We start from the raw sequence: 10,758 nt of genomic DNA, 5'->3' as shown, positions 1-10,758 counted from the left end.
CCATGGGCATGCTCAACCACCATTTCGCAGCAGCCGCCTGATCGGCGCAGAGCGACAGCCTACCTCTGACTGCCGCCAATCTTTGCAACAGAGCCTCCGAAAGTGCGAAAGCCCGGCCCTGTGTCGGGCTTTCTTATATTCGTGCTAGACCACGCCCCAACAAATAGTTCTGGTTCTCATAGACGCCTGCGTCTATGCCGGATCTGACAGAGGAAGCGGGATGGCATTGGAACCTATCAGGGTATTGGAGTTCGCGGACGCCGATCGCGCGGACGTGCAACGGCGCGTGGTCGATGCCGTGCAAGCTGCGCCCGAACGGTTCCTGACGGACTATGCGGCCCGACCCGGCACGTTCGGGGGGCGCTACGTCTGTGCGGACGCCATGAAAGAGCTGCTTCCCGAATATACCGCCTCAAGGGAGGCCCGCGGCCGATACAACGCGCCCGTCCACAATGCCGCGGCCGTTCTGGCGGCCGAACAATACCGCCGTGTAGTGGCCGATAGCTCCGATCCAGCCCGCAACCTGGTGCTGTTCGTAACCGGGATGCCGGGAGCCGGGAAAACCTCTGAAATCCAGTATGCGGCGCTGCATGAAGGAAACCGGCTCGGCCGTGACGTGCGCGCGATCTTTGAGGGCCAGCTTGTCGATCCGCAAGCAAGCATAGCCAAGGTCGAACAGGCATTGAGCGCCGGATGCAGGGTCGGGGTAATAGCGGTTCTGCCTCGGCCAGAGGAGGCGCTTGCGCACACATTCCAACGCTTTGAGGAGCTGGGCCGGGGTGCGAGCGCGGCCGTGATGGTGCGTATTCAGGAGGGCACGCCTGACGGCCTAGAGGCCCTTCTAGGTCGCTTTGGCGATCAGATTTCGGTTGCGGTCCATGACGTGCGCGATCGTGCGAATGTTCATCGCCTAGAAGGCATGGACGGTGTAAATATCTGGCGGAAGGAATTGGAAAATGGACCTGTCCAAGAAAGACTTGAAAGAGAGTTCGACCGGCTCAACCAGCTCGGCCGCGTCAGCGCCGATTGCGCCCTCCAATTCAAAGGACAGTCTCCCCACGGGCAACTTTACGCGGTTGGAAGCCCTGATGTTGGTGGGAGCCTCGCACATGGCGACGGACGAAAAACTACGCCGGAAAGTGGCCGAACGTCTCTCCTGAACGCAGCGCGGGGAAGCTCGCTCGCCGGACTCTCCGACGCCCTCAAGACAGGCCAGAGCGAAGGCGACGGCAAAACCAAATCCGACGAAATCGGCCACGGCCTGCCTAAGCCGCCGTCGCCCCGGCGTTCCAGATGAACGCCCCCAGCCTTAACCTTCCGTTTGGTGTTAGCCGGGGAGCGTTGCGAGGGGCTGGCCCCTTGCTGTGGGGGTCGAGCGGGACGCTAGGCGGCCCGATCGCAGGGGGACACTTCCCCCGCCCGCCCCTTCCTTTCCAGTAGTTGCCATGACCGGCTATCTCGGCTCGAAACAGGTTTCGGGCGCATATCAGGCTGTGATTGCCAATATGCCGCCGCACGATACCTACATTGAGACGCATCTAGGCTCCGGCATCGTCCTCCGGCGCAAGCCTCCCGCTGCCCGCTCGATCGGCCTCGAAATTGATCCGGCTACCTTTGAGTGCTTCGGCTCGATCGCGGCGGAGGAATCGAGCGCGTTCGATGGCGCGGCCGTTGAAACCTACAACGTCGATTGCCTCGCCTTCCTGCGCGATTTCGACTTTTCGGCCGCTGGGCGCGTGCTGATCTATGCTGATCCGCCCTATGTCCTCGCCACGCGCTCCCATCCGGGCACGCGCTACCGCTATGACTATACGGACGCGGACCATAGGGAACTGCTGGCCGTCCTCGATGCGCTGCCCGCCTCGGTGATGATTTCAGGCTATCCCTCGTCCCTGTATAGCGAGCTGCTGCCCGCGCCGCGCTGGCGCGTCCTGTCCTATCAGGCCATGACGCGAGGCGGGCCGCGCACCGAATGTCTATGGATGAACTATGCGCCCGATGCGGCGCATTGGGCCACCCATGCCGGGGTGGATTTCACCGATCGCCAGAGGATCAAGCGCAAGGCGGCACGTTGGAAACGCATGTTTAGCGAGCTGCCTGCGGGCGAGCGAATTGCGATCCTCGCCGCGCTGCTGGAAGTGGACTCATAGCAGGCCAGCACCGCACTCGTTGCCGTTGTGAAATGATTAACCAAAGCATCCTAGATCAGCCCTGCGACCCGAAGAACCTTTCTCGATCATTTAGGTTCTTTCACTGGACCCGGCTGCATTAGCTGTCGGGTCCATCTTTTTGCGCCCCCAGCTCGTCCACCAACATTTAACCAAGGCGGGCAAGGGTCCGATTACCGCTCCTGTGTCAAAAGAGGCGATGAACGGCGATAACAACAGGCCCTTTTCGCGCGGCGATTTGTCGGCGCTTCTGCTGCTGCTGTTCACGCTCGCCATGATGGCCTATAATTATTCGCATCCAGAGTGGGCGAGCCAAGGCGGCATATGGGCCTACATTGTTCCCCGCCACGGGACAGCATCATAGGCGTGCGCGCCTATCCGATGACTGAACGGACAAAGCGGACGATCGGCGGCCCAACGCCCGCGAGGAAGGCAAGCCCGGTAAGCGCCAGCAATCCCCAAAACTCGATGTGGATAAGCAAGTCGCTGCCGGTATCGTCGTTCGGATCGGGCCATTCCTTCATGGCACCGGATGATTACGGCTCCGGCTCGATGCTGCAACCTCCTAAGCCAGCAAGGAGGCTTCACCGGGATCGCGTCCCGGGACGTGGTGTAGGATCTGGTGGTAGCGCTGCTGGCCGGACGCGCGCTTTGGATATTGCACTGTAGCGTCCGGCCAGCAGCGCGGGTGGTCACCGTGGTTTTCGGATAGGTTTGGGTTGCGAAGCTCGAACCTGGAGAACCACGATGACCGATTCTATGATGCACCTGCGCGCGCTGGTCGAGAAGGCCCCGGACGCGGATATTTTGCGCGAGATGATCTCGTTTGCCGCCGGGCGGTTGATGGAGATGGAGGTCGGCGGCTTGACGGGTGCGGGCCACGGCGAGAAGTCCACCGATCGGCTTGTCCAGCGCAACGGCTATCGCGACCGCGACTGGCAAACCCGCGCGGGAACGGTGGAACTGCGCATCCCCAAGTTGCGCAAGGGCAGCTATTTTCCCGGTTTTCTGGAGCCGCGCCGGATGGCCGAGCGGGCGCTGACGGCGGTCATCCAGGAGGCCTATGTGCATGGCATCTCGACCCGTTCGGTCGATGACCTGGTCAAAGCGCTTGGCATGGACGGCATTTCGAAGAGCCAGGTCAGTCGCCTGTGCGAAGAGCTCGACGAGAAGGTCAACGCCTTCCTCGAACGCCCGATCGAGGGCGACTGGCCGTACCTTTGGATCGATGCCACCTATGTCAAAGTCCGCCAGAACGGTCGGATCGTCTCGGTCGCGGTGATCATCGCGGTGGGCGTCAACAGCGACGGTCGCCGCGAAGTGCTGGGCATGGACATCGGGCCATCCGAGGCCGAACCCTTCTGGACCGCCTTCCTGCGCAAGCTGACGCGCCGGGGCCTGCGTGGGGTGAAACTGGTGATCTCCGATGCTCATGAAGGCATCAAGGCAGCGGTGTCCAAGCTGCTGTGCGCAACATGGCAGCGCTGCCGCGTCCACTTCATGCGCAATGCGCTCGCCCATGCTGGCAAGAGTGGCCGGCGCGTCGTCTCGGCATTCATCGGCACCGCCTTTGCCCAGGACACGCCTGAGGCAGCCAGCCAGCAATGGCGTTCCGTCGCCGACCAGATGCGCCCAAAGCTCCCGAAACTGGCGACTTTGATGGACGATGCCGAACCCGACGTGCTGGCCTACATGACCTTCCCAAAGGAACACCGCGCCAAGTTGCACAGTACGAATCCCATCGAGCGCCTCAATGGCGAGATCAAGCGCCGCACCGAGGTCGTGGGCATCTTCCCCAACGAGGCTGCGATCACCCGCCTGATTGGTGCCATTCTCATGGAACAGTCCGACGAATGGGCCGTCCAGCGCGGGCGCTACATGTCGCTTGAAACGATGGCCCCGGTGAGCGACAATCCCATCGTCATGCTCTCGGCTGTGCCCGGTGCATGATCGGCTCAAGCTGATGCCGAAATTGGCGGTGGCCCAGATAAGCTACACCACGTCCCGGGACGCGATCTTCACCGGCCCGCATCATAGACGGGAACGTCTATGCCACCGGCGACATAGACGCGGGCGGCTATGCTGCAGCACATAGACAGCGGCGACTATGCTTCAGCGGCCAACATTTCCGAGACAGGGCACCCGATCGCGTCCGCGAGCTGCGCCATAACATCCAAGGTCGGATTGGCCTTCCCGTTCTCGATAAACGAAATGTAGGAAGCCGTGACGCCGGTTTGCTCATGCAGCATCGCTTGCGACATTTTGAGGGCCTGCCTCCGCGCCCTCAACCGCTTCCCGAATAATTTGCTCAACGGGTGCGCCATATCGTCCAAACGTAGGTATATTGCCATTCTGGAACCTGCTTCGGAGTCGGGTGATGATGGACTTGAACGACGAACAATATCACCGCCTCCAACATGCTATAGCCCTCACGCGCGAAAGCCTCGCTATCGCGGCGGAGCTGGGCGACGATCTATCAGCCTTCCAACTGAAACACGCGCTCCATTCGCTGCATTACATTAGCGAGCTAGAGGCCGAAGGCCATGACGATCGGGAGCCTGTCACCCTGACCGTGGATGAAGCGAAGGCCCCGCGAACTGCGAGAACAATGCGAGACACGGACTTGAGCGATGAACAATATCGCCGCCTCCTCCACGCTATAGACCTCGCACGGGAAAGCCTCGTTATCGCGGTGGAGATGGACGACGACATAACCGCCTTCCATCTCAAAACCGCGCTCCGTTCCCTCGACTATTCTAGGAAGTTGGTTTCCGCTTGATCTAGCGTCGAACGCTGCGGCGCTGGGCCGGTTGATCGTCTCCGATAACCGGCCCGGAACGCTTCCTTTCGCGTTCGTCGTCCAGCTTGATCCGGGGAGCCTCCCGCTCCTGCTGACGCGGGTTCTCGATCGCCGCCCTGATCTGGCGCACCGCGCCTTCACGGCCCAAGCGGCTGTTCTGCTGCAAGTCGTTGAAGTCGGTGAAGCGTGCCGGGTCGGCCTGCTGCTCGCCGGGGGCGAAGGTCGGGAAGACCGGAACGCCGTTCACGGCCTGCGCCGCTTGGGTCGCCTTCTCCTTGCCGGGATTGTAGCCGAATTTCTCCAAGACGCGCTGATCGTCCTCGCCCATGATGAAAATCGGCTTGTCGGGGTAACGCTCGCGCAACGCGGCTGCGACGGCGGGGAGGTTGCCGGAATCGAACGCCGCGACGGTCGCATGGTCCACCACGCTAGAGACGGTCGCCATCGTCGCGTAGCCTTCGCCAATCATAATGCGCGGGGCCTTGTCGAGCGCGGCTAGTGCGGCCTGCGGCGTCACGCCCCCGTTGACCACATGGAAACAGCTTTCCTTGTGGCTCTCCTTCGCAAAACGCTTCGTGCCGTCTTCCTGAATATATTGCGTCGTCCAGTGCTTGCCGCTGGTGTCGATCGCCGGAAGGTGGATTGTAGTATCGCTGGCGCTGGCGAGCGCGCCGATCGTCGGCGCAATACCCTTCCTCTCCATGTAGGGCGTTGCCTGCTCGATCTGACGGCATTGCGCGGCGCGCTGCTGCACGCGCTCGGCCGTCGCATCATATGTCGCCGCCCGCTCCCGCTCGCGCTCCTCTCGCTTGGTGGCGGCCTCGGCGTTCAACCGGGCCTTTTCCTCCTCGCTCAACGTGTAGCCGGTGCTTTTCCATCGCATATCCAGCCCCGAACGGTTGTTCTTGATGTAGCCCGCTGGGTGGCCATCGGTGAAGGCGACATAGAAACCCGCCACCTCGCCCTTTCCATCGCCCTGTGCCGGAACGCGGTGGGTCTTGCCGTCCATCATCGGGTGCCCTGCGGGAACCTCAAGGCCAAGAGATTTCATCGCGTCGGCAAATTCGACCTCCGGGCTTTTCGCCTCCTTCTGGCGCGGCTGATTGTCTATTTTCCAGCGCGCCAGCTTCTCCGGGTCCGCGCCCTCCGGCGCATACCAGCTCTTGCGAGCGGCATCCCATTTCGCGCCGTTGGCTTTGGCAAGGGTTCGTTCGCCATAAGGCACCGCCAGATATTCGCGTGCCTGTCGCGGGGTTTCCTGCATCGTTTGCCCTTCCTGCGGCTGCTCCGGGGCCGTGGGGCGCTGCGCGCGCTCGCCGGGGAGCGATTGGCCTAGATCTCCTGCGGGTGCCTCTACGGCGCTTGAAAGCCATTTCTGGAACGGCTCGACATTAGCGCCTGCCGGAACATACCACGACTTTTCGGCCTTATCCCATTTCGCGCCCAAGGCTTTCGCCTCGTCCTTTTCCCGATAGGGGACCGCAAGATATGTGCGGGTGGAAGGCTCTGGCGCGGCGTCCCGCTGGTCGGTCGCGGCGATGCCCAAGGGCGGCGAATTGACCGCATAGAGAGGGGCCAAGCCCTGCCGCTCGCGGCGCTCATCGGCATATTGCTCGGCCTTCAAATTGACAAGGCGGGCAACGTCCTCCGGGTTCTGGTCGCGGCCGTCAAAATCGGTGATCTGGTTCGGCCCAAGCGACAAGGCGATATAGCGGCGGCGTTCGCTATCTGCGGAATAGCCCGCCATAAGGTTTCGCTCGCCGTTCGGGGTTATCATCGTGCCGACCGGCCCGACGCCCTCAAATTGCCGTCGAACGGTGTGCATCGGCCCGCCACTATCAACCGGCTCCCAACCGTGCTTGTCGATCAGCGCGCGCAAAGTGCGGTCGGAATAGTGCTGCTGCGGCTCCGGTATAGGATCGCCTATGGCGGCAACGGCCCCGGCTGCGGCGGCCCATCTGTCGCCGCTATGGTCTGTCAGCCGCTCGACCGTAAACCCGGAGGCATTGAGCGCCGCCGCAAGCCCCGGTCTGGCGAAGGCGGCCTTTATACGCTCGTCCAGCTCCATATTGAGGTCGTCGGATATTACTAGGTCCGCTTCCTCGTTCCCCTCGAAATGGGGGCCGTTCTGCCACTCCTCATAGGCTTGAACAGTCTTGGCCATGTCCGCGACCGCAAGCCGATCGCCCTCATCAAGATCATTCTGGCGATACTCCTGCGCCTGCTGGAAGTCTGGCGGTAGAGTAACGCGGAACCTGTCAAAATCCTCGCGCGTGGCAGGCCGGATTTGATCTAGCGGACTGGCATAGAATGGCCCGTTAATCGGGTTGCGCCCGTCTATATTGCTGGCAAGAACGCCCAACATCGCCATGCCCGGCTGCTGATAGCAAAGCGTATTTTCGTTGCTGACGAAATATTGCGTATGGTCGTGTGCCTGCTCGACCTGCTGAACCTGTTTTTGTTCCAGCGCCAGAACATAGGTGTGAATCTTCTCGGCGTCCGATGCGGCACGGACAATCTCAAGCGGGTCTTCCTCAAGGACTTTGATCCATGATCCGACATAGGCCGCGTGCTGCTCCGGGTCGTGGCCGATCTGCAATTCCTGCCCGGTTATGAGGCTCGCAATCTCGGCCCGCAATTCTTCGCGGGCATAGCCTTCCGAACCGAACGGGTGCGCCAAATCCCGGTCAAGGCGGTTGGGGTGGCCAGTCCAGTGCCCCAGCTCGTGCAGCGCCGTGGCGTAGAACCGATCCGCGCTCGGAAACTGGCTCCGCAACGGCAAGGTGATGCTGTCGGTCGAAGGCCGATAATAGGCGCGGTCGCCCGCTTCCTCGGTGATTTTCGCGCCCGACGCCCGCAAGATGGCCTCGGCCCGCTCCACCGGATTCCATTCGTGCGTAGTGGTGACGATCGGGGCAAGCCCGTCGATCTGCTCGGCGTTGAACACCACGGCATAAAACGCACGGGGCCGCTCAAGCTCGACCTTCTCTTTCCTCTGGCGACCCTCGGCATCCAGAACGGGCTTACCGCTCTCGTCCCGAACTACCCGCTCCTCCTCGAACTGCCAGTATTGGACAAGGGAGCCTTTCTCGCCCTTCCGCACCTGTGCGCCTTGGGCTGCGGCCTGCTTGTATGTCAGCCAGCGATTATCAGCCCGGCCCTCGGACATGAGATTGAGGACATTGACGCCGCGATAGCGTTTCCCCGTGGTGGGGTTGAACGGCAACCCGCTGCTGCCCGTCGCCTCCCAAGGCTTTTGCCAAGGGGCGGTGCCCTGCTTCAACTGCTCTATCAGCTTGTCGGCAACGCGCTGGTGAAAAGGTATCTTGCCCTCGGCCATATCCTCGCCTCCTCCCGATTAGTCGGCGTTGCGCGCTGCCGCGATCAATTCGCCGCGTCCCGTGGCGATCGGCTCCGCGTCACCATCAAGCCCTTCCTCGGCCTCGCGCGCGTCGGCCTCGCTCATGGCATCCTCAACAAAGGCCCCCGCCCGCTCCGCCTCCTCCGGGTCGAACTCCACAACCGCGCCGGGAGTCTCGGCGTCGGCAAGTTTGCGCGTCACCAGCTCGTCAAGGGTGGGCACGTCCTGCGCATTGGGTTGATCCGTCATGCTCGTTCTCCTTTGCTGAAATCGGGCTGTCCCTTGTTGTCGAAATAGGTCTGTTTGCAGCCGGGATAGGCGCTGCAACTCCACCAGAAGGCCCCCTTCTTTTTCGCGGAAGGACGCCGCACTAGGCCAGCGCCGCACGCTTGGCATTTGTGCTGCTGCGACGGCACGGGCGCGGGAGCCTTCACCAGCTCCGGCTTGCCCGCCTTGTCATTGGCGGTGAATTTACAGCCGTCGGCATAGCCGGTGCAGGACCAAAAATAGCCCTTGCTCCCTTTGATCCGGCGCAGCGGCTTGGAACATGACGGGCAAGGCGGCGCGTCGATCGCTATGGCAAGGCCCTGCTCTTTCACCCGCGCGACCTCGCGGCCGACATAATCGGCCAGTCCGCGAACGAATGTCATGGCATCGCTCTTGCCCTCGGCAATCGCGCGCTGCTGTTCGTGCCAAATGGCGGTCATGTCGGGAAATTTCGCCTGATCCGGCAAGGCGTCATAGAAGCCGCGCGCCTGCGGGGAGCTGACGATATTCTTGCCCTTCTCGATCAAAAAGCCGCGATCGAAAAGCGTGGCTATGATGCTGTCGCGGGTCGCCGGGGTTCCAATTCCGCCATGCTCGCCCGCCTTCCCCTTGTCCTTCTCGATCAGGAGTTTCCTAAGCCGCTCGTCCCGAACATATTTGGCCACCCGCGTTAGGTCGGTCAAAAGCGTGGCCATCGTATAGAGCGGCTTGGGCTTGGTTTCCTGCTGGTCGGCGCTGGCGGAAAGGCATTGCCCGGCCATGCCCGACGCGATCGAACGCAAATCGGCCGCAAGGGTGTCCTCGTCCTCGGCAATGTCCTCATTGCCTACATCGTTCTTATAGAGAACCGTCCAACCCGGCTTGGTCACAACCTTGCCCCGCGCGGCAAAGGCGTGACCCGCAACCTCTATCTCGATTTCGGTCTGGTCATATTGGTTCGCGGGCCAGAACTGCGCGACATAGGCGCGCGCGATCAGCATATAGATTCGCTGCTCCGGCTCTGTCAGCGCGGCAAAATCGGCCGTGGCTTCGGTCGGAATGATGGCGTGATGCGCGGAAACCTTCTGCGAGTTGAAGGCCCGGCTTTTTATCGCCGGGTCCGCGCGCTGCGCGATCGCCGCCAGCATCGGGACCGTCGCGGCGACGGCCGCCAGCACGCCGGGGGCGTCCGCGTGCTGCTCATCACTCAAATATTCGCTGTCGCTGCGGTTGTAGGTGATAAGGCGATGCTTCTCCCGCAACGCCTGCGTAATGTCCTTCACCTGATTGGGCTTATAGCCGAATTTCCGTGCGGCATCGGTTTGCAGCTTCAAGAGGTTGTAGGGCAGCGGCGGCGCTGCCTCTTTCGCCGTGGTCTTGGCGCTGGCGATGCGAGCCGGTTGCCCCTGCACCGCCCCGGCTACCGCCGTCGCAAAATTGCGGTCGATCAAGCGGCGCTGCTCATCAACCGGGTCGCCCTCCCCGATCTGGTAGCGCGCGGGAAAGGTCAGCCCGGCGAAACTGAACTGGCCCGAAACCGTGTAATAATAGCTCTTGGTGTGCGCCTCAAAATCGCGGTCACGGCGGACGACAAGGCCCAAGATAGGGGTCTGCACGCGGCCGACGCTAAGAACGCCCTGAAACCCCCGCGCCTGCGCCGCGAGGGTATAGGCGCGGGTCATGTTCACGCCATAGAGCAAGTCGCCCACGCTGCGCGCCTCGGCCGATGCGGACAACCCGGCAAATTCACGGTTATCCCGCATGGACGCCAAGGCCCGCTGCACAACCTTTAGATTGTTGTCATTGATTAGCAGGCGTTGGACCGGCAACCGGCTCCCGGCCCATTGCAGAATCTCGTCAACAATAAGCTGGCCCTCATCGTCGGGGTCGCCCGCGTGAATGACGCTCCGCGCCGATTTGAGAAGTTTGCCGATCGTGCGGAGCTGGGCGCTCGTCTTGGCGACGGGCCGCTTTTCCCACGGGATGAAGCTGATCGGCAGCGCGGCCATGTTCCACGGGTCTTGCGGGTCCACCAGCTCAAGCATGTGGCCGATCGCCCATGTCACATAATGACGGCCGCAATCTATGAAGCCGTCTTGTCGCGCCCCTCCCCCAAGGCCCTCGGCAATGGCCCGCGCGAGTTCGGGCTTTTCAGCAATGACAATGATCTCCCCGCTCATGCC

At 62.1% G+C, this 10,758-nt stretch carries 10 protein-coding genes; 5 read left to right on the top strand and 5 right to left on the bottom strand.

The features are described from left to right. The first annotated feature begins 220 nt into the window (after positions 1-220). From GGR43_RS21945 to GGR43_RS21935, 3 genes are all read left to right on the top strand, one after another. Positions 221-1,297, top strand: coding sequence for a hypothetical protein (locus tag GGR43_RS21945; RefSeq protein WP_019053930.1), 1,077 nt, complete (start codon positions 221-223; stop codon positions 1,295-1,297). Positions 1,298-1,445: 148 nt separating this feature from the next. Beyond that, positions 1,446-2,150, top strand: coding sequence for a DNA adenine methylase (locus tag GGR43_RS21940; protein ID WP_014194362.1), 705 nt, complete (start codon positions 1,446-1,448; stop codon positions 2,148-2,150). A gap of 217 nt (positions 2,151-2,367) precedes the next feature. Beyond that, positions 2,368-2,532, top strand: a complete 165-nt coding sequence (locus tag GGR43_RS21935; protein WP_019053931.1) for a hypothetical protein — start codon at positions 2,368-2,370, stop codon at positions 2,530-2,532. A gap of 10 nt (positions 2,533-2,542) precedes the next feature. On the opposite strand, the gene GGR43_RS21930 is transcribed toward GGR43_RS21935, so the two are convergent. Next, a complete protein-coding gene (locus tag GGR43_RS21930) occupies positions 2,543-2,692 on the bottom strand; it encodes a hypothetical protein (RefSeq protein ID WP_006954178.1) in 150 nt (49 codons plus the stop codon). 223 nt (positions 2,693-2,915) lie between these two features. Between GGR43_RS21930 and GGR43_RS21925 the strand changes: the two genes are divergently transcribed. Further along, entirely contained in the window at positions 2,916-4,118 is a 1,203-nt protein-coding gene (locus GGR43_RS21925; protein WP_026149849.1) for an IS256 family transposase, read from the top strand. Between the two features lie 155 nt (positions 4,119-4,273). On the opposite strand, the gene GGR43_RS23650 is transcribed toward GGR43_RS21925, so the two are convergent. Further along, the gene (locus GGR43_RS23650; protein WP_226998764.1) at positions 4,274-4,492 is read right to left on the bottom strand and encodes a helix-turn-helix domain-containing protein; all 219 of its coding nucleotides are present in this window, start codon (positions 4,490-4,492) and stop codon (positions 4,274-4,276) included. A 53-nt stretch (positions 4,493-4,545) separates the two neighbouring features. On the opposite strand from GGR43_RS23650, the gene GGR43_RS21915 reads away from it, so the two are divergent. Continuing rightward, positions 4,546-4,947: a hypothetical protein gene (locus GGR43_RS21915; protein ID WP_019053934.1), complete on the top strand. Its 402-nt coding sequence runs from the start codon at positions 4,546-4,548 to the stop codon at positions 4,945-4,947. Between the two features lies 1 nt (position 4,948). Here the strand turns inward: GGR43_RS21915 and GGR43_RS21910 are convergent, their stop codons facing one another. The 3 genes from GGR43_RS21910 to GGR43_RS21900 are packed head-to-tail and all read right to left on the bottom strand — an operon-like array spanning position 4,949 to position 10,755. Further along, entirely contained in the window at positions 4,949-8,308 is a 3,360-nt protein-coding gene (locus tag GGR43_RS21910) for a zincin-like metallopeptidase domain-containing protein (protein ID WP_019053935.1), read from the bottom strand. Between the two features lie 18 nt (positions 8,309-8,326). Further along, positions 8,327-8,578 carry a hypothetical protein gene (locus GGR43_RS23920; protein WP_006954184.1) on the bottom strand — a complete coding sequence of 84 codons (252 nt, stop codon included), beginning with the start codon at positions 8,576-8,578 and terminating at the stop codon, positions 8,327-8,329. Further along, positions 8,575-10,755 (bottom strand): DNA topoisomerase 3, encoded by a 2,181-nt coding sequence (locus GGR43_RS21900; RefSeq protein ID WP_019053936.1) that lies wholly within the window; start codon positions 10,753-10,755, stop codon positions 8,575-8,577. Before GGR43_RS21900 ends, GGR43_RS23920 begins: the two co-directional genes overlap by 4 nt. Between the last annotated feature and the right edge of the window lie 3 nt (positions 10,756-10,758).

Origin of the sequence: Sphingobium jiangsuense (assembly GCF_014196495.1) — a bacterium.
In the GTDB taxonomy this organism is placed as follows: Bacteria; Pseudomonadota; Alphaproteobacteria; order Sphingomonadales; family Sphingomonadaceae; genus Sphingobium; species Sphingobium jiangsuense.
The sequence above is the reverse complement of the archived record's forward strand: the minus strand, read 5'-3'. Positions and strand labels throughout refer to the sequence as shown.

What these genes read in the sequence shown, in the direction of transcription:
- GGR43_RS21925 (WP_026149849.1), top strand. Translation starts at nt 2,916, where the DNA reads ATGACCGATTCTATGATGCACCTGCGCGCGCTGGTCGAGAAGGCCCCG.
- GGR43_RS21930 (WP_006954178.1), bottom strand. Translation starts at nt 2,692, where the DNA reads ATGAAGGAATGGCCCGATCCGAACGACGATACCGGCAGCGACTTGCTT.
- GGR43_RS21915 (WP_019053934.1), top strand. Translation starts at nt 4,546, where the DNA reads ATGATGGACTTGAACGACGAACAATATCACCGCCTCCAACATGCTATA.
- GGR43_RS23920 (WP_006954184.1), bottom strand. Translation starts at nt 8,578, where the DNA reads ATGACGGATCAACCCAATGCGCAGGACGTGCCCACCCTTGACGAGCTG.
- GGR43_RS23650 (WP_226998764.1), bottom strand. Translation starts at nt 4,492, where the DNA reads ATGGCGCACCCGTTGAGCAAATTATTCGGGAAGCGGTTGAGGGCGCGG.
- GGR43_RS21945 (WP_019053930.1), top strand. Translation starts at nt 221, where the DNA reads ATGGCATTGGAACCTATCAGGGTATTGGAGTTCGCGGACGCCGATCGC.
- GGR43_RS21940 (WP_014194362.1), top strand. Translation starts at nt 1,446, where the DNA reads ATGACCGGCTATCTCGGCTCGAAACAGGTTTCGGGCGCATATCAGGCT.
- GGR43_RS21935 (WP_019053931.1), top strand. Translation starts at nt 2,368, where the DNA reads ATGAACGGCGATAACAACAGGCCCTTTTCGCGCGGCGATTTGTCGGCG.
- GGR43_RS21900 (WP_019053936.1), bottom strand. Translation starts at nt 10,755, where the DNA reads ATGAGCGGGGAGATCATTGTCATTGCTGAAAAGCCCGAACTCGCGCGG.
- GGR43_RS21910 (WP_019053935.1), bottom strand. Translation starts at nt 8,308, where the DNA reads ATGGCCGAGGGCAAGATACCTTTTCACCAGCGCGTTGCCGACAAGCTG.